This is a genomic window from Methanoculleus sp. UBA374 (assembly GCA_002508705.1).
GTDB lineage: Archaea > Halobacteriota > Methanomicrobia > Methanomicrobiales > Methanoculleaceae > Methanoculleus > Methanoculleus palmolei.
The window spans coordinates 45,193-68,565 of sequence record DAYL01000032.1 but is presented as its reverse complement, the minus strand read 5'-3'; the positions used below and the strand labels follow the sequence as shown (position 1 = coordinate 68,565).

The following is a 23,373-nucleotide window of genomic DNA, read 5'->3' as shown; positions in this document are numbered from 1 at the left end:
GATGGTCGTCGGGTGTGGTTTTCCCCACACCTGTATCTATATTTGGATGATATAATAATTTCCAAAGAATATTTCAAACAATATGCTTGTCGAATCGCTATCCGGCGTCATTGAACGCGTCGTCATGCAAAAGGGAGCGTTATACCCCGATAACTGCCACCGTCATCCTTATATTGCTGTGATTGCCGGACAAGGATGCCGGGGCCTCCGCCGGAACCCGGGGCCGGCTACTCGCGGAGGAGGGCGACCCTGGAGCCGACGGGTAGCCCGAGGTCCGCCCCGATCGGGCCGCACTTGACCGACATCAGGTAGGCTACGGGAGGAAGGTCGCGGTCATCGGAGAGCGACTCGTAGTTTGCCATGCCCTTTGAGATGACGAGCGTCGCGCGGTCGAGTGCGTCGACGAGGGCCGGCGGGGCGAGTTCCCGGTTGAGGCCGAGTTCGGCGACGCCGTCGGTGGTGGTGGTGAGCAGGTCCACCCGCTGGTCGAGGCCGAGCGCCGTTGCATCCTCAAGGGTCGCATCGTTTAAGATCGGTGCGCCCCGGACGGCAACCGTGACGTGCGACCCGTTCTTCTTGAGGCGGTCGGCAAGGAGGGCGTCAAAGACGATCTCCCCGCAGTTGTCGGTGAGGTAGACCACCCGGGAGGCGAGGGTTTCGATCGCATCGGTATCGTCGACGGTCAGCCCCGCCGCAAACTCCCGACGAAAGAACTCGACGAAGTTGTCGGTGACGGTGTGAGCCGAGGAGCCGTAGTCCAGCGTGTTGCCGACGACCGATGCAAGGACGAGGTCGCGGAACGTCGAGAGGCTGCCGCGCACCGCCAGAGAGACCGCCGCCGCGTCTTCGTTGTTGGCCCTCTTCAGGGACCGGTAGGGGTCGGCGTCGCCGATCATCTCGTAGGCGAGGCGGTGCACCCTGCTTGCGATGACCGGTGCGGGCACCGGGTCGGCGGCGATGCGCTGGAGAAGGGCCCGGCACGCCTCGACGGTCTTTCGCACGCGCGCAGGATCGTCGACCGCGAGCCGGCTTTCATATTCTACCCGGGAAATCAGACAATCCGTGCAGTTCCCCTGAAATCTCATGCTACAGGTACTGGAACCTGATACGGGAAAAATGGTATGATGGGGCCACTGCGATTTGAACGCAGGTCAGAAGACCCCCAGTCTCCTAGGATGGCCAGGCTACCCTATGGCCCCTCCCTCTAGTATATGCTCGAATTGCACATATATCTTCTCTTCCGGCGGGGCGTGATCCGACCCTTAGCCCCGCGTTCTCTTGTACTCCTCAACGCTTCGTGTCAACTGTTCCAGTTCGCTGCCGGTAATCTCCATCCTGCCTGTCAGTGCGTTGACCTCGGCGAGAAGCTGCTGAATACGCACGTACATAATGTACATGATAAACAGCAGACAGATGATGATCACCGAGAGCAGGACTATCATGATTGCATTGATGTCCATCATGTTTCTCTCCTGAAAAGTGCGCGGGCAAGCCGCTCGATAAAGCCTTCTTGTACCTTTTCGGGCTCCTCCTCAGCGGGGAACCCCACAAGACGAGCTGCAATTCTTCGGAATGCTTTTGACGATTCGGATCCGGGGGACCCGACGATGACCGGTGTCCTCGCCGCTGCAGCTCTTCGTATGTTCACGTCCTCGGGGATCGTATCGATGATCGACACGCCGAGAGTCTTCTCGATCTTTCCCCTGCTCACGTCGCTGTTCTCCAGGGTCGCCCGGTTGAGGATGGCTCCTCCGACGGCGCCGTCGATCATTTCCGTCAGGATCTTGATCTTCAGGGCATCCACGAGCGAGGATATCTCGGGATTTACGACCAGCAGCACTTCGTCCGCAACGGTGAGCGGTATGACCCCGTCCGCGCCGATGCCGGCGGGCGCGTCGAAGAATAGGAAGTCGCAAGCGTCGGTAAGGTCGCACATCACATCTTTGAGCTTCTGCGGGTCGGCGTTCTGGAACCCCTGGAGCGACAGGCCGCTCGGCACGATCTTGAGACCGTACGGGCCCTCGTACATCGCATCCTGAATCGATGCCTTCCCCGCGAGGACTTCGTGGAGCGTGACCGGTGTCTCCGTGAGCCCCAGCACCAGCCCCAGGTTGGCCATACCCATATCTGTATCGACGACGCAGGTCTCTCTACCGTACTGGGCCAGTGCCGTTCCCAGGTTCGCGGTGACGGTCGTCTTACCGGTCCCGCCCTTTCCTGAGGCGATGGTGTAAGCCCTGATCATCTAAAACCGTCTCAAGGATAAATAGCAGCCGTTATATTTAATCTTATTTGTTTTGCCCTCCCCCTGGGGAGACTCAAATACACTTTTAACGCCGTATGATATCCTTTCTGGGGCATATCTCCGGTTATATGGTTACGGGGTCGGCGCGGTCTTCTCCCGGAGTCGATCTGCAGGCGAACGCCGCTTGCGGGCGGGAGTACCTGCGGATCGGCTCCGGGCTCTATAGGGTGCTGCGATAGCGTGTATATCCTGCGCTCTGCGGCAGGAATACCCTTGTAATTGCAGTGAAATCCAGGAAAAAGGCAATTCGAAGGCAAGAAAGATTCGATATTCATATATTGTGCAATGCAGATATACATGTGATGTGCCTGGGGTTACCTGTATGAATCATCAGCTTTCCATTGTAGAAAACGCCCAAAGATGTATCAATGAGGTTCGGTCCGTCGCCGGTGTCGTTTCCTGCGCTCTTGTATCCAGTGAGGGTACGGTTCTAGGCAGGCACTTCCGGGAAGATGAACAGTCGTCGCCCCTCTTTGCGGTCATGTGTGCGACGGTTCTTGCGTCGGCAGATGCAGCGTGCGGCAGCGTTCATGTTCGGCGGCCATCCTCCGTTACCGTCGCCGCGGCCGACGCTACTATCTTCATCGTGAGTGCGGGGGAGGCCGCTCTGATCGCAGCGGTAATACATAAGTCTGCAGATCTCCCTACAGTACAGAGACGGTTATCGGAACTTGCGGTCAGGTTTGGAGAGGTGGCATAATGTATACGATACTTATCGTCGACGACAGCCCCATGATTGTCGACGTTTTCAGTACCATGCTGGAGCGTGGTGGCTATCGGCCAGTCACCGCGTTTAGTGGTGAGGAGTGCCTGAAGGTCATGAAAACGGCTCCGCCGGATCTGGTCCTTCTGGATATTATGATGGAGCCGATGGACGGCTGGGAGACGCTCGAGAGAATCAAGGCCGATCCCGAGACGCGCGACATCCCTGTGCTCATGCTGACCGCAAAGCCCCTCACCCCCGAGGAGGCCAACGAATACGGGCCCTATATCGAGGACTACATTCTCAAACCCACAACCCACCACCAGCTCTACGAGGCCATCGAACGTGTGCTGGCACGTCGACACTCCATCGCCGCCGATATCGAGCGGGCGCGCAAGGCCGGCGTCGACCCCCAACTCGTCGATGAGTATGAGCGCCTCTCGCGGAGCGTCGATATCAACAAACGCCTCCTGAAGATTCTGGAAACGACCTACAGCATCAAGGATGCCCGGACGGGAATCGGCGAGGACATCACGCGGGCCATAAAGAGCATGGCGGCAAGCATCAAACTCCAGGAAGAGCGCCTGAACCAGGTCAGGATCAGGTTTGCGGATCTCCTGGAGGCCCGGTGATCGCGTTTATCTTCCCGCTCCCGGGAAACCCTTTCTTAGAGCGGCGCGTCGGCCTTTTCCTGCCAGGAGAATGCCGTTTTTAATAACTGTTTTCGCGCTCCTGCCGCCCGATGTAGATGATCGCGATTGTCAGGACGAGGATTGCAGCAAGCGTCATGCCGATATCGAGGGGCGCGACGGACTCGACCCCGAAGGTCAGTACCCGCCGCACCATCGCGGTGATGCCCGCGATCAGGATCGGTGTCACCTGCACCCGATTGGTCCTGAAGTACGCCGTTACCGTCTCCAGGATCTCGACGATGATGAGGGTCAGGAGGAGCGCGTGCAGAACCCGGAGCACGCCCGCGGTCATGTCTTCGGTATGGACAAGCGCTACTATCTGCAGGGCGACGTCGTAGAACGAGATGATCGCAAGCAGAGAGAGTGAGACGGCGATGAGCAGGTATATGCCCTGAGATACCCATGATATGGCGGATGTGACCGTATCGGCATGGTCTTTATAGGGATTCATGCGGACACCCTTGCTCCGGTAAGATATACCTATGAACAGGCTATCGGGGGGGCATTAAACGTTCCGGTTGGTCTCGCGGGGATAGAGAATTGAAAAGTTTATATCGTTGGACTGCGAATTATATGATACGCCTGGAAGTAAGTTATTTATACTATTCTTGCATTGTAATAATGCTGGATGGCAAGTACGCGCGGGGTCTATAGCTCAGTTAGGTAGAGCGCCTGGCTTTTAACCAGGTGGTCGGGGGTTCAAATCCCCTTGGGCCCGTTGCCATGGGCGATGTCTATGGATTTTAAGGTGATGCATCTGATACGCAACTTTTTCGTCGGTGGGGTGTAAGGCGATGGGCACACCACTTGACGTACTCAAACATGAGATGGTTCCGGACCATCAGATTATGGGTGAAGCGGAGGTTTCGGACCTCCTTGCGACGTACCATATCTCCTTAGAACAACTGCCTAAAATTTATCACGACGATCCTGCAGTAAAAGCTATCGGGGCCGATGTCGGGAACGTCATCCGGATTACCCGTGAAAGTCGTACGGCGGGCAGAGCCGAGGCGTATCGCCTCGTCGTGAAGAGACCGAAGAAATAATACATTAGGCCGGGAGCTGATCCATCTGTTAGATAGAAGTGTTTTGTCGAGAGCATACTTTTCACGGGAACACGTAGCACGTCACCAGTTAGATTCTTACAACTACTTTCTTCTGCACAACCTCCAGAAGGTCGTCGATGAACAGCGTGTTATCGAGACCGATATCGAGACCCGTGGTAAAGGTAAAGAGGCCGTATGGGTTGAGCTGGGTAAGATTGAGGTGAAAAAGCCGCTTGTCCGTGAGGCAGACGGCTCGCAGTCCGAGCTCTTTCCGAGTGAGGCGCGCCTCCGGAACCTCACGTATGCGGCACCCATTCAACTTGCGATGACGCTCGTCCAGGGCGACGTTCGATCGGACCCGATCGTCACCACCATCGGGCAGCTGCCGGTGATGGTGGGCTCGGCCGCCTGCAACCTCTACAACATGAGCGACGCCGAGCGAACCGAGCACGGTGAAGATCCCCTCGATCCCGGCGGTTACTTCATCGTCAACGGTACGGAGCGGGTGCTGATGACGCTTGAGGACCTTGCCTCGAACAAGATCATGACCGAGTTTACCGAGCGCTACAACGAGCGGATCTACGTCGCAAAGGTCTTTTCGCAGTTCCGGGGTTACCGTGCGCTTGTGATCGTCGAGCGCAACAGGAAGAACCTGCTTGAGGTCTCGTTCCCCTCGGTCGCCGGGCACCTTCGCTTCGTCGACCTGATGCGGGCGCTGGGGCTCCAGGGCGACCACGACATCGTGGAGGCGGTCTCCACCGACGAGGAGATCCTCACCTTCATGATGCAGAACCTGGAGGAGAGCGAGTGCGACACGGTCGACGACGGCGTCATGTACGTCGGGAAGAAACTCGCCCCGAACCAGACCCGCGACTACCAGCGCAAACGGGCGGAGTTCGTCCTCGATAACTACCTCCTCCCGCACTTAAACTACCTGATGCCGGTGGGCTTGAAAGAGGAGGACCCCGGATACCGCGCGGCGGTCGAGGGTGTCCGCCTCGCAAAAGCGCATTTCCTCGGCCGGATGGCCGAAGCCTGTTTCGACCTGGTGCTTGACCGGCGCCGGATCGACGATAAGGACCACTACTCGAATAAACGGCTGAAACTTGCCGGCGACCTTATGGAAGACCTCTTCCGGATCTCGTTAAACCGCCTGACAAGAGACGTGAAGTATCAACTCGAACGGGCCAGCATGCGTCACCGCGACCTCTCGATCGGCACCGCCGTGCGCGCGGACGTTCTGACCGAACGGCTGCTGCACCCGCTTGCCACCGGCAACTGGGTGGGCGGGCGCACCGGCGTCTCGCAGCTCCTGGACCGGGTAGACCACATGGCGGTGCTCTCGCACCTCCGGCGCGTGATCTCCCCGCTCTCCCGTTCGCAGCCGCACTTCGAGGCCCGTGACCTGCATCCGACTCAGTGGGGCCGGATCTGTCCGAGCGAGACCCCTGAGGGTCCGAATTGTGGTCTGGTAAAGAACTTCGCCCAGATGGTCGAGATCAGTAAGGGCGTCATCGATGAAGAGGAAGTGAAGAATATTCTCTATGATATAGGCGTCATTGCCCTCCGGAGGGAGACGGCATGAGGCAGTCGCGTGTCTTCGTCGACGGAGCCCTGATCGGGCTTGTGGACGACCCCCGTGACCTTGTCGCCCGGATGCGCGATATGCGTCGACACGGCGAGATCTCCGGCGAGGTCAATGTCTCCTACAAGGAGTTCAACAACGATGTCATCATTCACACCGATCGCGGAAGGGCGCGCCGCCCATTGATCGTGGTGCGCGACGGCAGGCCGCAGGTGACCGAAGACGACATCGAGCAGCTCCGAAACGGTGAGATGGCTTTTGTGGATCTCGTTCACAAGGGCGCGATTGAGTTTGTCGACGCCGAGGAGGAGGAAGACCTCTACATCGCCATCAACGAAGAGGACCTTACCCCCGAGCATACGCATCTCGAGATCGACCCCTCGCTCATCCTCGGGATCGGTGCGGCGCACGTCCCCTTCCCCGAGCACAACGCAAGTCCCCGGGTCACCATGGGTGCCGGGATGGTCAAGCAGGCGCTCGGGTTCGGGGCGGCAAACATGAAGCTCCGCCCCGATACCCGGGGGCACCTGCTCCACTATGTCCAGAAGCCGCTCACCTATACCCAGACCTCCGACGTGATCGGCTCCGACGAACGGCCTGCGGGCCAGAATTTCGTCGTTGCGATCATCTCGTATGAAGGCTTCAACATTGAAGACGCTCTGATCATGAATCAGGCTTCCATCGACCGGGGCCTCGGGCGCTCGCACTTCTTCCGCACCTACGACGGCGAGGAGCGGCGCTACCCCGGCGGCCAGGTCGACCGGATCGAGATCCCGGACGAAGAAGTCTCCGGCGCGCACGGTGCCGAGTACTACGCGAACCTCGATGTCGACGGCGTCATCAACCCCGAGACGGTCGTCCGCGAGAAGGATGTGCTGATCGGAAAGACCTCTCCGCCGAGGTTCCTTGAGGAACCGACAAGCGAGTTGATCTCCGTCGAGAAACGGCGCGACACTTCGGTCACGATGCGGAGCAACGAACACGGTATCGTGGATACCGTCATCATCACGGAGGGCGAGAACTCCTCGCGCCTCGTAAAGGTCCGGACCCGGGACCTCCGGATACCGGAGATCGGCGACAAGTTCGCGTCCCGGCACGGTCAGAAGGGTGTCATCGGGCTCATCCAGCCTTCGGCGGACATGCCGTTCACCGAGTCGGGCATGACGCCCGACCTGATCATCAACCCCCATGCAGTCCCGAGCCGTATGACCATCGGGCATATGCTCGAGATGCTGGGCGGCAAGGTCGGCTCCCTCGAGGGCCGCCGGATCGATGCGACGGCGTTCCGCGGCGAACGCGAGGCCGACCTTCGGCATTCGCTCAAGGAACTCGGTTTCTCCCACAACGGCCGCGAAGTGATGTACGACGGCATAACCGGCCGGCAGTTCGACGCCGACATCTACATGGGTGTCATTTACTACCAGAAACTCTACCACATGGTATCGAGCAAGATGCATGCGCGGTCGCGCGGCCCCGTGCAGGTGCTCACCCGCCAGCCGACCGAAGGGCGTGCCCGTGAGGGCGGTCTCCGGTTCGGTGAGATGGAGCGGGATGTGATGATCGGTCACGGTGCGGCCATGGCCTTAAAAGAGCGGCTGCTCGACGAGTCAGATAAGGTGACCCAGTGGGTCTGTGCGAAGTGCGGCATGGTGGCGATGCTCGACCGGAAGAGAAAGGTCACGCGGTGTCTTGCCTGCGGCAGCGAAACCGACATCTACCCCGTCGAGATGAGTTACGCTTTCAAACTCCTCCTCGATGAGATGAAGAGCATGGGCATTGCTCCCCGCCTGAGACTCGACGATATGGTGTAACGACAAGGGGGCAGTTTCAAACTATGACCAGTCCAAAACGTGTTGGAAGGATCGAATTCGGGCTCTTCTCCCCGAAGGAGATCCGCAAAATGAGCGTCCGGAAGATCATCTGGGCGGATACCTACGACGACGACGGGTTTCCCTACCCGCAGGGCCTGATGGACTTAAACCTGGGCGTCATCGACCCGGGGCTCCGGTGCAAGACCTGCGACCAGAAGGCGGCCGATTGCCCGGGTCACTTCGGGCATATCGAACTCGCGAAGCCCGTCATCCACGTCGGCTACACCCGGCTGATCCGGAAACTCCTGCGGGTGACCTGCAGGTCCTGTTCCCGGCTGCTGATGACCGAGGAAGAGGTCGAGAAGATCACCGGGCCCGATGAAGGCGAGCTTGCGGGAGATATCGTCTCCGAGAAGGATATCAAGAAAGAGCGTGTCTGCCCCCACTGCGGAGAGCAGCAACTCAAGATCAACTTCGAGAAACCCACCACCTTCTCCGAAGTCTTTGTGGAAGACGGGAGGAAGGTGGAGCACAAGTTGACCCCGGCGGATATCCGGGCGCGCCTTGAGAAGATCCCGGACGAGGACCTGCGGGCGATGGGGGTCAACCCGGACGTCGCACGGCCGGAGTGGACGATCCTTACCGTCCTCCCGGTCCCGCCGGTCACGATGCGCCCTTCGATCATCCTTGAAAACGGGCAGCGGTCTGAAGATGACCTGACCCACAAACTTGTGGATATCATCCGGATCAACCAGCGGTTCAAGGAAAATCAGGATGCCGGCGCGCCTCAGTTGATCATCGAGGACCTCTGGGAACTCCTGCAGTACCACGTCACCACCTATCTCGACAACGAGGTGGCGGGGTGCCCGCCCGCCCGGCACCGGAGCGGCCGGCCCTTAAAGACCCTCTCACAGCGGCTCAAGGGGAAAGAAGGGCGGTTCCGCGGCTCGCTCTCCGGCAAGCGTGTGAACTTCTCCGCCCGTACGGTCATCTCTCCCGACCCGAACCTCTCCATCAGCCAGGTCGGGATACCGCTTGCCATCGCAAACGAGATGACCGTCCCGATCCGGGTAACCCGGTTCAACATCGAGGAGATGAAACAGTACATCCTGAACGGTCCCGAGCGCCCCACCATCAGGTCGCCCTGCGGTGCAAACTACGTCATCCGGCCGGACAACCGGAGGATGCGCCTCTCCGATACGAACCTGGAGACGGTCACGGAGATGATCGAGCCGGGCTGGACTGTGGAGCGGCAGTTAAAAGACGGGGATATCGTCCTCTTCAACCGGCAGCCCTCGCTGCACCGGATGAGCATCATGGCGCACCGGATCGTCGTGATGGACGGGAGGACCTTCCGGCTGAACCCGGCCGTCTGTCCTCCTTACAACGCCGACTTCGACGGCGACGAGATGAACCTGCACATCCCGCAGACCGAGGAGGCGCGGGCCGAGGCCGAGATCCTGGTCTCGGTGCAGGCAAACATCCTCTCGCCGAGGACCGGCGGCCCGATCATCGGGGGTATTCACGACCACATCTCGGGGATCTTCCTCCTGACGCACACGGTCCGTTACTTCGACAAGGAGACGACGCTCTACCTCACCCAGCACCTCCCGATCGAGCACCTCCCCGCACCGGCCAAGATGGATGAGGCCGGTAAGCCTCTCTGGACCAACAAACAGATCTTCTCGCTCATCCTCCCCGACAGCCTGAATATGATCTTTCGTGCCTCGTCGTGCCAGAACTGCGAGACCTGCCGGCGGGAGATGTGCGAGAACGATGCGTACGTCCGGATCGTCGACGGGAACCTGCTCTCCGGCACCATCGACAAGAAGGGTATCGGCGCGTTCGACGGCCAGATCCTGCACCGGATCATCCGGCAGCACGGCATGAAGCGGGCGGTTCAGTTCATCGACGACGTGACGCAACTCTCGATCCGGGGCATCATGCTCAGGGGGTTCTCGTTCGGCATTGACGACGAAGACCTGACCCGGACCGAATACGGCCAGATCGATGAGGTCCTTTCGGGTGCTCTCGGCGATGTCGAACGCCGGATCAAGATCTACAATGAGGGGCAACTTGAACCGATGCCGGGCCGGACGCTTGAGGAGACGCTCGAGATGCAGATCATGCAGGTGCTCGGCAAGGCCCGTGACCGCACCGGTGAGATCGCCGGTCGGCACCTCGGGATGGACAACAGCGCCGTGGTGATGGCGGTCTCCGGCGCTCGCGGTTCGATGCTGAACCTGACGCAGATGGCCGGTTGTCTCGGGCAGCAATCTGTCCGTGGCGAGCGGATCATGCGTGGTTACGAGGACCGGACGCTGCCGCACTTCCGGAGGAACGACCGCGGTGCTGAGGCGCACGGATTCGTCACCAATAGTTACAAGAGCGGTCTTACGCCGACCGAGTTCTTCTTCCACTCAATCGGCGGACGTGAGGGTCTTGTGGACACGGCGGTCCGGACGTCGCAGAGCGGTTACCTGCAGCGGCGGATGATCAACGCCCTGCAGGACCTCAAGGTGGAATACGACGGTACCGTCCGAACGACGGGAGGCCGGATCATCCAGTTCCGCTACGGCGAGGATGGAACCGACCCCGGCCGGAGCAGTTACGGCGCCCCGGTGGACGTGAAAGGGATCGTTGAGAGCGTCTTAAAGGAGGAGGTCAAATGAACAGCGATATGGAGCAGCGGATCGATGCCCTCGATCTGCCCTACCGGACCCGGCAGGACCTGATGACGAGTCTTTCGGGCGTGGATGTTACGGAAGAAGAATTTGACCGTATCCTCTCGATGGTCTTCTCCGAATACGAGAAGAGCCGGATCGAGCCCTGCGAGGCGGTCGGTATCGTGGCGGCGCAGTCCATCGGCGAGCCCGGCACCCAGATGACGATGCGAACCTTCCACTACGCCGGTGTGGCCGAGATCAACGTTACCCTCGGTCTTCCCCGTCTCATCGAGATCATGGACGCCCGGCGCGAGCCGAGCACCCCCACGATGGCGGTCTACCTTCTGGACGACTGGGCGTTCAACCGTGACCGCGCCCGTGAGGTGAGCTGGCAGATCGAGGCCGCGCCGCTCCACGAGTTCGGGGATATCACCATCGACATGGAGAACATGCAGGTTCTCGTCCTGTTGAACAAATCGGTCTGCGACCGGCGTAAGATTGCGGTGGAAGAGATCTTCGAGACGGCGCCGAGGAAGATCCGGGAGAAGCGGCACTTCCGCGACTTCGATGTCGAAGGCGACGTGAAGAAGGCCTCACTCACGTTCACCCCGAAAAACCGGGAAAGTTACCAGAATCTCTTCCAGCTTGCAGAGCATGTCAGAAACGTCATCGTCCAGGGCATCGACGACATCGAGCGGGTCGTTGTCAGAAAAGAAGGCGGGGAGTATATCCTTTATACTGAGGGCTCCAACCTAAAAGATGTCTTCGAAGTTGAGGGAGTCGATACCTCCCGCACCCGGAGCAACAACATCAGCGAGATCGCCGATGTGCTCGGTATCGAGGCGGGCCGGAACATGATCATCCAGGAAGCCTTAAGCACCCTGAACGAACAGGGTCTTGGCGTCGACGTCCGCCATATCATGCTCGTCGCCGACATGATGTGCATGGACGGCGAGGTCAAGCAGATCGGCCGGCACGGTATTGCCGGTGAGAAGGAAAGCGTCCTCTCCCGGGCCGCATTCGAAGTCACCGTCAACCATCTGCTGGATGCAGCAATCGCAAACGAAGTGGATGAATTGAACGGCGTCACGGAGAACGTGATCGTGGGTCAGCCCATTCAGCTTGGCACCGGTGATGTGAAACTCATCGCAAAACCCGTAAACCTGAAAACCTAGGAGAATTACAGTATGGACTTTAATGCTTCGCTACGTAAAGCTGTGAAGACCGGAACCGTGTTCCTCGGCCAGAACAAGACCCGGGAATGCATCGAAGAGGGCAAGGCCAAACTTGTTGTGGTGGCCGCCAACAGCCCCGAATCCGTCAAAAACCTTGTGAAAGAGATCGATATCCCTGTCTACGTCTACGAAGGCTCGAGCGTCCAGCTCGGGAAAGCCTGCGGTATGCCGTACGTCGTCAGTGCGCTTGCTGTGATCGAGCCGGGTGAATCCGATATCCTGAATGCTGCGAGAGTGTAGGACTATGCCACAGGTCGTGCTGACTGAGGAGTGCATGCGCCTTATCTCCCAGTTCGAGAGCCTCACCGGCGCAGGCAGCCGCGACTGCATCGTTGACAACCGCAACGAGCGCATCATCTTCGTGATCAACCCCGGCGATATGGGACTTGCCATCGGCAAGGGCGGGTCGAGCATCAAAAAGGCGTCCGACGTGATGGGTAAACGGATCGAGGTCGTGGAGTACGCTCCTGACCCGGCCCAGTTCCTGCGGAACTGTTTCCTCCCCGCTCAGGTCACCGGTATCGAATTCTCTACCAATGAGGAGGATCTGCAGGTCGCCCTTGTCGAGGTGCGGGATGAAGACCGGGGTCTTGCCATCGGTAAGGGCGGGAAGAATATTTTCAAGGCAAAGGTTCTTGCGCAGCGGCAGCACGATATCGCCGATGTCCAGCTGGCACAGAATGAGGTTGCCTGAATCCCTCTTTTTTGGTCGTTGTTCGTGTTCCACCCCGCGGGTGAGCGATCCGGAAATTCCGGAGGGGCATCTCTATCCGGGAAGTCCCGGGTGTTTCCCGATCAGAAATCTATTTATATTCGTCCGTGCTCCATGAGACTCTCATGAAGAGGGGGTCCGGTGGGCGCGTGGATCTTCACGTCTCTGCAGTGGAACGGGCAGCGTTGTCAGGGGGCCTTCTCCTCGCATCCCTGGCCCTGGTGCTCTGTGTCGGCCTGGCTGCTCCTCCCGCGTCCGCTCTCCCGGACACCGGGGAGAATGCGACTGTGACGGCAACGACCGTCCCCGAGACGGACGACTTCGACGACGAGGAGTCTGAAGAGACGGCGATACCGACCCTGGAAAGGTATGCACCGCCGCGACCGGGCGCAACGATGGCGAAAGCGCACCAGTCGCACGACCGCCCGCTGGTCCAGAGCAGTCACCACCTTGTCGGCCCCGCCGCAGCCTCCCGCACCTCGGAGGAGAATGAGACCGAAACGCCGCTTGAAGCCGCCGGGCCGCGCGACGGACTGTTCGTCAAAGGTGTCGGGGTGCTCCTCCCCCGGACTCCGGAGGACGTCGCCCTCACCCGGAACGGGGTTGAGATTGCAAACCTCGAATGGCTGCTCGACACCGCCATGCACCTCGGCGGCCGGCACCCCCGGGTCGCGTTCGAGGGGGAGACGTTCACCGTCACCGTGACGGTTGAGGCCCGGAACGTGTCGATCACCGAAGAGAACCCGGCCTATGTCGTCCTGGTGCCGCCGCCGGGCGAGACCGGGGTCTACGAGATCACGCGGACACGCGAACTATCGGGTCTCCGGGACGGGGAGCGCGGCGCCTGGGAGTTCTCGGTCACCACCCGCACCGGAAGGCTGACGCTCGACAACCTCACCCTCCCGGAGGAGCGGCTGGTCACCAACCTGACGTCGAACCCGGACGTTTTCGCCTTCCAGGCATACGCTTTTACCGGCGACCAGGAGGTCCCCTCTGCAGGCTTCTCCGACCCGGTGATCGCCGTCCGACCCGACGCGGGAGCGGGAGCGGCGGCGGAGTTGCCCCTCCCCGAACTCTACACGCTTGCAGGCATCGAAAATTCGACGCTCCTCCCGTCGGAGACATTGACCGACGCGTGGGGGCGGGGCGTCGGCCACGAAACAATCGTCGCCGGGGCAACCGGGCACCTTGAGGCCCTGCAGGGCCTCGGGACGGAACACCTGGGGGTCATCTACGACAAAGAAGAGGGCGGCGCGGCGGAGGAATCGGGTGTGTCCCCGTCGTCGCCGCTCGACCTGTTCGCGAAGTTCTTCCGCGGGCTCATGGGTCAGATCTCGGGGACGACAGAGGCAGGCTCTTCGTGAGACATGTTACCCCGATCACCCCTCCCGAAACCGCTTCCAGAGGTATGCGAGCCCGAAACACCCCGAGAGCATCATGTCCCCGAAAGGTGCCGCCTGGTAGGCCTCCGGCAGCAGCCGGAGCCGGTTTGGGCCCGTGACGACCACGGCATCGGTGGCGAGGGGTTTTCTGATCGCCGCCCCGTGACCGCCGTCGTCGAAGACCTCCTTCGAAGTCAGCGTGCCGTCGGTGAGCCGCCGGACGTAGTGTTGCAGTTTTGCGGGGTCGAGCGCGCCGGTGTGATGTTCAAAGAGCCCGTAGATCTCGTGTCCTTTCAGGGTAAAACAGAGGGTGTGCCCGTTCCCGGCGTTGACGAGGGTCACCCCGGTCTCCGCCATCTGCCGGACGTTCGGGTCGCAGAGCGCCCCGATGAGGGCGACCGGCCCGGTGTCGGTGACGAGCGCACCCGGGGCCTGCTTTAGCGCCGCCTGCATCCGGGTCATATCGGGAAGGGGCGGGTCGGTGGCGAGCGAGAGGAGGTTCCAGTCCCCGTCTTCCAGCCGGTCCCGCATGAGCTCGAACCGGTGGATACGGTTGCTCCGGTGCGGGGAATAGCCGTGATCCTGGACCGCGATCGCGACGTTCTCCGGGTATTCGACGCCGAAGAGCGTGAGCGCTTTTCGGATCTCCGGTTCCATATAGTCGGTGGCGTGAACCCTCGCCGCGTCCTCCGGCGGGGTGTCCCTGATCGTAACGCCAATCGCACGCACCCTCTCTAAGTCGTCGTGGATGGTCACGGCGGCTTCGGGAGTGGCATAGACGGGAAGACCTGCTGCGAGGTGCGCCCGTATCGCGTCGGTGCTTGCGCCGCCGCCCATCAGGAACCCTTCCAGGAAGACCGGGCGCCCGGCTTCGGTCGCCTGCCGGACTCTCTTTGCCGTCACCACGGTCGGGGAGGGGAGGACCAGTTTGATGCTGTTCTCAATCGTTCGGCCGGGTTCGTAGACCAGGATGTCCTGGGTGCCCCGGCCGACGTCGATAGCGAGAAGTGATGCCGTCAGATCAATCATCGATCAGAATCTCCTTACACGGCCAAAAAAGGTACGATAGCGGTCAGGCGTCCGCCCGGTTCGCCGCCGGGGACACCCCGCCCACCTTCCCCTGGTCCGGGTGCTTCGGCCTGAGGTCCCGGTACTCCTTCAGGGAGACCGTCAGGTCCCGGGTGAAGGCGAAGTAGCCGATCTGGGTCGTCCGGCAGAGGTTCATCGCCATCTCCATCAGCCCCCGGGGGTCGGGGCGTGCCTCTCCGAGCCAGATATGAAAGATGTTCCCGCCGTCTACGATGGGGAAGAAGACATGCTCGATCTCGATCCGTTTCGTGAGCGGGACCGGGGCCGCCGGAGTGACATGGGTCCCGTTGGTGTAGTAGATGGGGAGGTCGAGCGTCGTGCCGAGCATCTCGAGCGCCCGATCCGCGTCGCCCTTGACGACCTTGATCGCGTGGTCCCGGAACCGCTCGTCGAGGAGGTCGGCGACCGCAAACCGCTGGCCGGTCGTCTCCGCCGGGGTCCGGGCAAGAGCAATCGTCATGTTGTGCTTCTTTGAGAGTTCGCGGGAGTACATCTCGAGTTCGGTCATGGCCCGGACGGCGAGGCGGAACGCCTCTTTTGACTCGTGAAGCTGGTGGCCGGTGAAGTGCTGCACCATCTCGTTGACACCGACGACGCCGATGGTGTAGACGAGTCCTTCGAGGTCGACGGCAACCGCACCGCGTTCACCGGTATTCGGGTCTTTCGGGCGCTGCATCGCAAACGGCATCCGCCCGTTCGCTCGAATGAGGGACATCCACCGGCGCTTGATCCGGTAGAGTTCGACGGCGGTGTCCATGAGCGACTTCAGCTCGGCAAAGAGCCGGTCCTGGTCGCCTTCCGCCTTATATGCCGCCCGCGGGCAGTTGATGGACATCACCTGCCAGGAGCCCATCGAGAAGTGCTTCCCCTCCCGGAAGTAGAGTTTGTCTTCAAACTCGTCGTCCTCGTTGGCGAGGGAGGAGAACTGATAGGCGCAGCAGTTTCCGGTCACGATGCCGAGCGCGGTCGAGAAGGTATGGGTGCCGGTGACGTCGACGAGGTCGTAGACGTAGCCGTTGTAATCGACCGGTTCGATCGAGCGGATGCGGAGCGGGTGGATATCTCCCCGGGCGAGCCTTCCCGTCCCGGCATCGCGGACGACGGGGGGGAGGACCAGCGATACCTGGATTCCCTCTATTCCGCCGAAATTGCATCTGCTCGCGCAGGCAATGCCGACGCACCCGGTTCGGGCTTCTCTCTCCGGGAGGTGCGTGAAGGTCCCGTCGGTCTGCCGGCCCTGCGGCACCTCCGCACGGCATCCGGTCTCCGCGTAGAACCTGTCGATCTGCTCCTGAGCCGTGATCCTGCAGATATAGGTCTTTTGCGGGGCTTTCCTGGTTTCCCGCTCGGCGTAGCTCATCTGCACGCCGAGTTGTCCCGCAAGCCAGATCAACTTCTGGACAGCGTCCCGGGAGGCTGTATTCAGCCTGATGCTCCGGGCACGGCGGCCGGAGGTCGTCCTCCCCGTCGTGCAGAAGGCCGCACCGAGGTAGTTGCCCGCGAGGGTGCGGTCGAGGTTGAAGAGAAGGTCGGGCACCGTTTTATTCTCCCCGGAACCGCACCCGAGGGCGTCGACCAGGAGATATACGAGTTTGCTGTTGATGACGACGGTGGTTCCCGTCGCCGACTTGCGGACCTGCGGGACGCAACCGAGAGCGGTGCGGACGCAGGCAGCGGCGTCCGCCGCAATCTCCGATTCGTGCCCCTTAAACGAGAGCCTGACGGTGTACCGCCGCCCGGCACGGTCGCTCGACCCATCCCTGAGATAGTAGCCGAGGAGCGTTACGAGGTCGCGGCCGACCGGGAGGGTGCGGGGCAGACCGGGCCGTCCGGCGCTCCGGAGCCTCACGCCGTCTTCGGTGACGCGGACTGAATCGGCGTATCCCGCCCGTGTGAGGACCTCGAGAACATCGAGCTCCGTGATCGGGTCTTCGCAGAATCCGCTGGTTCTTAACACCGGCAGGTAGTCGCCGGTCTCGAGGTCCCCGGCGGTCTCTTTCGTGAACCCGTCGCCGTTCAGGACATAGACCGGGTGATCGGGGGTGACGGTGATCTTCCGTCCCGACTCCAGGGTGATCCGGAGGAGGTCCCCGGTATATCGCCGGCGCATCACGCCCCGAAACGGACGGAGCGACGCTTCCAGAGTGGTGAAGTCGACGCTCGGGGCCTTCCCGTCGTAGTAGGCGAGTTCCGTGCCGAAGGGATCGACCCGCCGTCCGTTCGTCGCCGCGGCATCGAAGAGGTCCCGGATCGCCCTGACGGCAACCCTGCCGTCAGGGTCGGCGACCGGGACCAGTTCGTCGCCTGCAAGGCACTGGTAGCATGAGATCCCCTCCCCGGCGCCCCGGTAGCCGGGGATCTGGTTGTCGTAGTAGGGGGTGCCGTACTTGGACGCGAGTTCGAAGGTCATCAGGTAGAGGTCCTGGTAGGTCGGGAGGTCGGGGTGCTCGCGGTTGAACTCCTCGTTCTCGACGAGGAAGTCGGGTTCGATGCTGATCTCGGGTTTCGGGAAGGAGAAGGGCTTGCCCCAGTAGTCCCCTTCGAGCATCACCTCCATCAGCGCCTTGAAGAGGAGCCGGACCTCCCGCTCGAACTCGCCGTAGGTCCGGAGCGGCGCCTGTTTTCCGTCCCAGACCTTGCCGCGGTAGACACAGGGTTTGTCCTTCCAGAGGGTGGGGACGCCCGGGGAGAGCTGGACCGACGAGAAGACCACCTGGCCGCCCCGGGCGACCATCATCTGGGTCATCTCGTAGACGAACATCTGCATCAACTGCTTGATCTCGCCGTAGTCCATCCCTTCGAAGAAGGGCGCCATGAACGTGAGGAAGTTGTAGTAGCCCTGGCCGCCGGCGAAGTTCGTCTGGGCCGAGCCGAGCGCCTTGACCGCGTGGAGGACCGCCACCTCGGCCCGTTTCGCGGGGCCGGCGACCGATGCTTTCGTCCCGTTTCCATCGGGCATCAGGCCGTAGTAGAAGAAGTAGCGCAGGTCCCAGTCCTGGCAGTTGTGGATGAGAAGGCCGTCCGATGCGTAGAACGTGTGGCTTTCCTCGCTCCCGTCGCCGTCGAGGAAGAGGTCGTAAACGTACTCGCCGGTGGGCTCCGCAGGCCCGTTATCGAGAACGGTCTCTTCCCGCCCGGCGGTCTGTATTCCCTTCACCGTGGAGAGGAACCTGTCGATGTGGTCCTGCCGTTCGTCGAGGAACGTGGCGTACCGGGCGAACGTCTCGATGTTCCTTCTCCCGTTGAGCTGGAGCCGGTAGAGCGTCCGTCGCTCCTCCTCGCCGTAGGGTTCGACGATATACGGCGACATCCCGAGTGAGGCGAGCAGAAGCGAGAGTTCCTGCCGGAGTTCCGGCGATGCGGTGGTGTAGTTGACGATGCAGTCCGACTTCTCCGGGCGGTAGTATGTCGAACCGTCTCCGGTGAAGAGAGCGGAGAGGAACTCGTGGAGGAGCACGTCGTCTAAGTGGTAGACGATCCAGGGGAGGCGTTTTCCTGCTGCTCCCTCAGGGATGGCAAAGACGTAGCGGAAGAGCAGATAGGCCGCCTTGCCGCCGAAGTAGACCTGCAGCGCCCGGTTTCGCTCCACCTCGACCCCGTAGATGGTCGTGGTATCGGGAGCGCCGCCGGCGATCGTTGCGTAGGTGTTCAGGCAGGTACGCGCCGAGGCCGTGATCGCGGGCGCCTGGTGGTTCTCGGTTATCGCGAGGTTGTACTGCCCGACTGCCGGGACGGCGTTATAGTTCCCCTCCGAGACGAAGAACCCGAGGAGCCGGACGAGTTCCGGTGTAAGTTCAAGGAGTGCGGGCAGTTCGTGTTCGCTCCCCGTAACCCCGATGGTGATCCCGGCGTAGTCCTCGATGCCGTAGCGGCGGGAGAGGGCTGCAAAGAGCGCGACCGGCATGATTCCGCGCGTATACCACTGTTTCTGGTGCTCGACGCCGAGTTCCCGCGAGATCTCGGTGTATGATGCGGCCCGCCCGCTCTGCACCACGTGACTAAAGACCTCTTCGGCCCCGCGGACGTAGACGTTATCGAGGAGTTCGGCCGGAACCGATGCAGATAGTTCCCGGACGAGGTCGATCGATCCGATCGTCTCCCCGCGGAGACCGTCGGTCCCGGAGATCCGGTAGAGAACGTCTCCGGGCCGGATCTCGTCGGCACGACGGATGGCCATCCCCTCTCCGGTCCGCACCGGGATCCGGTGCTCGCCGGTGACCAGGAGCGACCGTCCGCCCGATGTCCGGATCCGGCGCATCTCGCCCGGGTTCACCTTCCGGCGGGTCACCTTTGCGACGCGCCTCCAGCCCTTCGGCGTGAGCGCGGAGAGGTCACGCGGGTGCCATACATCGCCCTCAATCGGGAGTTCGTCGAGGCGAAGACTCCGGATCCGGTTCTCCATCCGCAGGGGTACGACCGTGCTCCCGTCGATACAGAACGGGCGCGTCCCGAAGTATTCCAGGTCGTGGATATGGAGGTCACCACGGAGGTGGTGGTCCGCAAGGGCCGGCGGGAGCTGCAGGAGGTACTGCTCCTTGCTGATCTTGTCCGCCTTCTTCTTGTGCGAGGTCTCGGCGTTCTCCTGGAGGTTGGCGTTGTCGTGGGCTTCGAATCCCCGCCCGACGTCGATGAGGTGCGCGTCGAAGACCGGGGTTCCCACCCTGGTGCAGACGTTGCGGTAGGAGACAAGACCGCGTTCGAGAAGCGTCATGTTGACGATCTCGCGGATCAGGGGCCCGGAGAGCGTCTGAAGGCCGAGCATCTGGATCTTCCTCTCGACCAGCCGGGCGATCTCCTTCGCCGTCTCCTCGCCGGCTCCCCGGGAGTTGTAGAAGGTCTCGACCAGCCGGGTCTCCTCCGTGATCTGCCGGATGATCCGGTCCCGGTCCCAGTTGAGGAGATACCCTCCCGTGGTCCGGACTTTGGGGAGGGTGGGAAGGAATTTCCCGAACAGGGTTGTTTGCGTTGACCTGTGCGCCGCCAACCTCATGCCCCCGCGATCAGGTCGGCGACAAGGTCCTCCTGGAACGCGCCGCCGGCGAAGAGGTCGCCCGCCGTATAGAAGGCGTCGCCTTTCTGCAGCACCGGCGCTTCCTGGACGAATACGCCGTTCATCCGGAGTTCCGTCAGCCCCTCAGCGGACGCCATGTCGCACTCGACGAAGGAAACACCCCTGGAGGCCAGGAACTCCTTGAGAATTTCGCAATTCGGGCAAAATTCGAGTGTATAGACGATGAATTGCATTGTATCGGAAATGATGATTACCCCCAAGAACGGTCGTTATATTTTGGCTCAGAACGGATATATCCTCTGTTATTTGTGTGAGGGTGCCGTTCGCTGCCGGTGAGGGGCTGTCGCGATCTCTCGCGCCGGGTTTGCGCATCCACCGTCTGCCCGGTGCGGCATCCCCGCACAATCACCATTTTGTAGCGTGAGGTGCGATAGTAGATACTATGGTCAGGACGTTCGTTGCAATCGATCTGCCGGAGGATATCCGCGAGCGGGCTCGCGGGTCCCTGGAGGTCCTGAAACGGTCCGAGGGAAGACTCGCCGTCGTCGATCCCGGGAATCTCCATATCACGGTGAAGTTTCTCGGGGAGGTCGATCCGGCGCTGATCGAGCCGATCGTCGCGGCGCTCGGGGGCGTTCGGGTCGACCCCTTCGATCTGACGGTCGGACATCCGGTCTGCAACCCCCCGAAACGGCCGCGGGTGGTCTGGTGCGACGTTGCGGACGCCGGGGAGAGCGCCTCTCTCGCCCGGCAGATGGACGACCTCCTCGCGCCGCTCGGGTTTCCCCGGGAGAAGCGTCCCTTCCGCCCCCACGTGACCCTCGCACGGGTGAAGGAGTTCCACCCCTCGCTTGCCGACGGGGTGGCCTGTCTCTCTCCCGAACCGCTCGGCCGTTGCCGGGTGGAGAGCATCAGGCTCAAGAAGAGCACGCTTACGCCCCGGGGATCGGTCTACGAGGACCTTGCGGAGGTGCCGCTTTGACCCGGTGCCCCTGCGAGGAGGAGGTGCTCGCGAAGATCCGCCCCACGCCTGAAGAGCAGGCTTACGTCCGGGCGATCGGACAGCGCCTGATCGAGGCGGTGGAGCGGTCGGGGATGGCGAAGGCGATGATGGTAGGGTCGGTCGCCCGCGACACCTTCGTCCGGGGCGACCGGGACCTCGACATCTTCATGCTCTTCGACCCCGCTCTCTCCCGGGAGGAACTGCAGGAGCAGGGGCTTTCCCTCGCGCACCGGATCGCGGAAGAGTTCGGCGCGACCTGGCGCGAGAAGTACGCGGAGCACCCTTACGTCAACGCAACGATCGATTCGCTCGATATCGATCTCGTTCCCTGCTACGCCGTCCCGAGCGCCACCGAGATCAAGAGCGCCGTGGACCGGACCCCGTTCCACACCCGCTACATCCTCGCTCACATTGACGGTTATACCGACGACGTCCTCCTTGCGAAGCAGTTTACGAAGGCGGGGGGGGTCTACGGGTCGGACCACATGACCGAGGGGTTTTCGGGCTACCTCTGTGAGGTCCTGACGATCTACTACGGCGGGTTCCGTCCGCTCCTTCTGGCCGCCGCCCGCTGGAGGCCGGGGGAGGTGATCGATATCGAGGAGCACGGGGCAAAGCGGTTCGAGGACCCGCTCGTCGTCATCGACCCGGTCGACCCGGAGCGGAACGTGGCGGCGGCGCTCTCGACATCACGGATGTTCGAGTTCGTGGAGCTCGCCCGCGGCTATCTCGCGGAGCCGTCAGTGGCGTTCTTCTGCCGGCCGCCGTCTCCGCCGCTCACCCGGGAGGTCTTTTCCCGCCTGCTCGCAGCGCGGGGGACGCACCTCTTCTCCATCACGTTTGCCACGCCGGACTACACGCCCGATACGGTGGTGCCCCAGCTCCGGAAGTCTGCGGGGTCGATCCGGGAACTTCTCGAACGGAGCGGGTTTCCGGTAAACCGCATCGATGTCTGTATGGGGGAGGAGCGGTGCATGCTCCTCTTCGAGCTGATGGCCGGGACCGTCCCGGCGATGCGCCGGCATATCGGGCCGCCGGTCTCGTCGAAGGGGAACGCCGGGAAATTTCTCGAAAAGTACGTCCGGGAAGAGGTCTTCGCCGGTCCCTACGTCGAGGACGGCCGCTACGTTGTGGAGATCGCCCGTCCGTTCACCCGGGCCGCCGACCTGCTGCGGTCGAACGCCCTCTTTGACGTCGCGCTCGGGAAACACGTCCGCGGCTCGATGCAGCAGGGATGGACGGTGCGCGCCGGTGCGGAGTGCTGGGATGAGGAGTTTGCCGGGTTCCTTTCGGGGTTCCTGGAGCGGTCGTCGCCGCTTGCGAGGATCTGGCGGACGACGAGACGGTAGGGCGGCGTTCCCGAATTTCACGGCGGCCTGTATATTGCCTGTCGGCTCATTTTCGAGCCTTGCTGGCCCCCTCTCTCGATAGTCGGTCGTGATCCCGGCGGGTATCGCCATGAGGCGGCACTTCGTCGAACTTCTTTGAAGAAGCCGCGGGAGGTCAAATTGCCGATTTTTTTTCGAAACCCGACGGCTTCTCGAGTTCCCGCCTCTTCGGGGGGACCGTGTTTCACGTGAGGCTTCGGTCCGCCTCCCCCCCGTCACCCCGTCCGCCTCAAAATCTGCTCACCCACCTTGCCTTAAGGGATCATTTGATAAACAAATAGTTTGAATATCAAATAGTTTGAGTGTGAACATATGACGGACATGGAGACGATTGAGCAGCTGAATGCGGAACTGGTCGAATTTTTCAACCGTTTTTCGTCCTGGGAAGCATCGGTGATTCAGCCGGGCCCTCTCACCCTTGCGGAGACGCATGCCATCGAGGTCCTGGGCCACCACGGCAGGATGAACATGAAGAGCCTGGCGCAGAGGCTCGGCGTGACGACCGGCACGGTCACCGTCACGGTCGACCGGCTGGAGGAGGGGGGGCTCGCCCGCCGGACGCCGGCGGAGAAAGACCGGCGGTCCTACATTATCGAGCTCACGCCTGAAGGGGAGGCTGCGTTTCTCGACCACCACCACCACCACCTGCAGCTCGCAAAAGAGATCGCATCGGCCCTGGACGACGGGGAGATCGCCGGACTCGTCGCGATCCTGCAGAAGATCAACGCGATCATCTGAAGGGACC

At 61.6% G+C, this 23,373-nt stretch carries 20 protein-coding genes and 2 tRNA genes; 14 read left to right on the top strand and 8 right to left on the bottom strand.

Translation table 11 applies throughout. The features are described 5' to 3' along the window. Nucleotides 1-227: 227 nt before the first annotated feature. The 4 genes from BRA42_RS10700 to minD all read right to left on the bottom strand — a co-directional run bounded on the left by BRA42_RS10700 (nucleotide 228) and on the right by minD (nucleotide 2,245). Nucleotides 228-1,085 carry a damage-control phosphatase ARMT1 family protein gene (locus BRA42_RS10700; protein WP_342771214.1) on the bottom strand — a complete coding sequence of 286 codons (858 nt, stop codon included), beginning with the start codon at nucleotides 1,083-1,085 and terminating at the stop codon, nucleotides 228-230. 40 nt (nucleotides 1,086-1,125) lie between these two features. Further along, nucleotides 1,126-1,199, bottom strand: a tRNA-Pro gene (locus BRA42_RS10695). Between the two features lie 63 nt (nucleotides 1,200-1,262). Continuing rightward, on the bottom strand, nucleotides 1,263-1,463 hold the full coding sequence (locus BRA42_RS10690) for a hypothetical protein (protein WP_292410713.1): 201 nt from the start codon (nucleotides 1,461-1,463) through the stop codon (nucleotides 1,263-1,265). Further along, complete coding sequence (gene minD / locus BRA42_RS10685; protein ID WP_292410711.1) at nucleotides 1,460-2,245, bottom strand: cell division ATPase MinD; 786 nt, start codon at nucleotides 2,243-2,245, stop codon at nucleotides 1,460-1,462. Before minD ends, BRA42_RS10690 begins: the two co-directional genes overlap by 4 nt. A 382-nt stretch (nucleotides 2,246-2,627) precedes the next feature. Between minD and BRA42_RS10680 the strand changes: the two genes are divergently transcribed. Both BRA42_RS10680 and BRA42_RS10675 read left to right on the top strand, forming a co-directional pair. Continuing rightward, nucleotides 2,628-3,005, top strand: a complete 378-nt coding sequence (locus BRA42_RS10680; RefSeq protein ID WP_292410709.1) for a roadblock/LC7 domain-containing protein — start codon at nucleotides 2,628-2,630, stop codon at nucleotides 3,003-3,005. Beyond that, nucleotides 3,005-3,640: a response regulator gene (locus BRA42_RS10675; protein ID WP_292410707.1), complete on the top strand. Its 636-nt coding sequence runs from the start codon at nucleotides 3,005-3,007 to the stop codon at nucleotides 3,638-3,640. The genes BRA42_RS10680 and BRA42_RS10675 overlap by 1 nt, the downstream gene beginning before the upstream one ends. Nucleotides 3,641-3,719: 79 nt before the next feature. On the opposite strand, the gene BRA42_RS10670 is transcribed toward BRA42_RS10675, so the two are convergent. Continuing rightward, complete coding sequence (locus tag BRA42_RS10670; protein WP_292410705.1) at nucleotides 3,720-4,151, bottom strand: phosphate-starvation-inducible PsiE family protein; 432 nt, start codon at nucleotides 4,149-4,151, stop codon at nucleotides 3,720-3,722. A 193-nt stretch (nucleotides 4,152-4,344) separates the two neighbouring features. Here BRA42_RS10670 and BRA42_RS10665 point away from each other — a divergent pair. The 9 genes from BRA42_RS10665 (at nucleotide 4,345) to BRA42_RS10625 (ending at nucleotide 14,119) form a co-directional block, all read left to right on the top strand. Then, nucleotides 4,345-4,418, top strand: a tRNA-Lys gene (locus tag BRA42_RS10665). 76 nt (nucleotides 4,419-4,494) lie between these two features. Beyond that, nucleotides 4,495-4,746 carry a DNA-directed RNA polymerase subunit H gene (locus tag BRA42_RS10660; protein WP_292410703.1) on the top strand — a complete coding sequence of 84 codons (252 nt, stop codon included), beginning with the start codon at nucleotides 4,495-4,497 and terminating at the stop codon, nucleotides 4,744-4,746. Nucleotides 4,747-4,789: 43 nt separating this feature from the next. After that, nucleotides 4,790-6,331 (top strand): DNA-directed RNA polymerase subunit B'', encoded by a 1,542-nt coding sequence (locus BRA42_RS10655; RefSeq protein ID WP_292410700.1) that lies wholly within the window; start codon nucleotides 4,790-4,792, stop codon nucleotides 6,329-6,331. Further along, entirely contained in the window at nucleotides 6,328-8,142 is a 1,815-nt protein-coding gene (gene rpoB / locus BRA42_RS10650; protein ID WP_342770863.1) for a DNA-directed RNA polymerase subunit B, read from the top strand. The genes BRA42_RS10655 and rpoB overlap by 4 nt, the downstream gene beginning before the upstream one ends. 23 nt (nucleotides 8,143-8,165) lie before the next feature. Continuing rightward, on the top strand, nucleotides 8,166-10,814 hold the full coding sequence (locus BRA42_RS10645; RefSeq protein WP_292410696.1) for a DNA-directed RNA polymerase subunit A': 2,649 nt from the start codon (nucleotides 8,166-8,168) through the stop codon (nucleotides 10,812-10,814). Then, nucleotides 10,811-11,983, top strand: a complete 1,173-nt coding sequence (gene rpoA2, locus BRA42_RS10640; protein ID WP_292410694.1) for a DNA-directed RNA polymerase subunit A'' — start codon at nucleotides 10,811-10,813, stop codon at nucleotides 11,981-11,983. The genes BRA42_RS10645 and rpoA2 overlap by 4 nt, the downstream gene beginning before the upstream one ends. Before the next feature lie 12 nt (nucleotides 11,984-11,995). Next, nucleotides 11,996-12,283 carry a 50S ribosomal protein L30e gene (locus BRA42_RS10635; protein WP_292410692.1) on the top strand — a complete coding sequence of 96 codons (288 nt, stop codon included), beginning with the start codon at nucleotides 11,996-11,998 and terminating at the stop codon, nucleotides 12,281-12,283. 4 nt (nucleotides 12,284-12,287) lie between these two features. Beyond that, a complete protein-coding gene (locus BRA42_RS10630; RefSeq protein ID WP_292410690.1) occupies nucleotides 12,288-12,737 on the top strand; it encodes a NusA-like transcription termination signal-binding factor in 450 nt (149 codons plus the stop codon). Nucleotides 12,738-12,880: 143 nt separating this feature from the next. Further along, a complete protein-coding gene (locus BRA42_RS10625; protein ID WP_292410688.1) occupies nucleotides 12,881-14,119 on the top strand; it encodes a hypothetical protein in 1,239 nt (412 codons plus the stop codon). 15 nt (nucleotides 14,120-14,134) lie between these two features. Here BRA42_RS10625 and BRA42_RS10620 read toward each other — a convergent pair whose 3' ends face one another. The 3 genes from BRA42_RS10620 to BRA42_RS10610 are packed head-to-tail and all read right to left on the bottom strand — an operon-like array spanning nucleotide 14,135 to nucleotide 20,470. Further along, nucleotides 14,135-15,166 (bottom strand): DUF1786 domain-containing protein, encoded by a 1,032-nt coding sequence (locus tag BRA42_RS10620; RefSeq protein WP_292410686.1) that lies wholly within the window; start codon nucleotides 15,164-15,166, stop codon nucleotides 14,135-14,137. A gap of 43 nt (nucleotides 15,167-15,209) precedes the next feature. Beyond that, on the bottom strand, nucleotides 15,210-20,216 hold the full coding sequence (nrdD, locus tag BRA42_RS10615) for an anaerobic ribonucleoside-triphosphate reductase (protein ID WP_342686155.1): 5,007 nt from the start codon (nucleotides 20,214-20,216) through the stop codon (nucleotides 15,210-15,212). Then, nucleotides 20,213-20,470, bottom strand: coding sequence for a glutaredoxin family protein (locus BRA42_RS10610; RefSeq protein ID WP_292410680.1), 258 nt, complete (start codon nucleotides 20,468-20,470; stop codon nucleotides 20,213-20,215). The genes nrdD and BRA42_RS10610 overlap by 4 nt, the downstream gene beginning before the upstream one ends. A 209-nt stretch (nucleotides 20,471-20,679) precedes the next feature. On the opposite strand from BRA42_RS10610, the gene thpR reads away from it, so the two are divergent. From thpR to BRA42_RS10595, 3 genes are all read left to right on the top strand, one after another. Then, nucleotides 20,680-21,219 (top strand): RNA 2',3'-cyclic phosphodiesterase, encoded by a 540-nt coding sequence (thpR, locus tag BRA42_RS10605; RefSeq protein ID WP_292410678.1) that lies wholly within the window; start codon nucleotides 20,680-20,682, stop codon nucleotides 21,217-21,219. After that, entirely contained in the window at nucleotides 21,216-22,589 is a 1,374-nt protein-coding gene (cca, locus tag BRA42_RS10600) for a CCA tRNA nucleotidyltransferase (protein ID WP_292410676.1), read from the top strand. The genes thpR and cca overlap by 4 nt, the downstream gene beginning before the upstream one ends. Nucleotides 22,590-22,940: 351 nt before the next feature. Next, a complete protein-coding gene (locus BRA42_RS10595) occupies nucleotides 22,941-23,366 on the top strand; it encodes a MarR family winged helix-turn-helix transcriptional regulator (RefSeq protein WP_292410674.1) in 426 nt (141 codons plus the stop codon). Nucleotides 23,367-23,373: the final 7 nt, after the last annotated feature.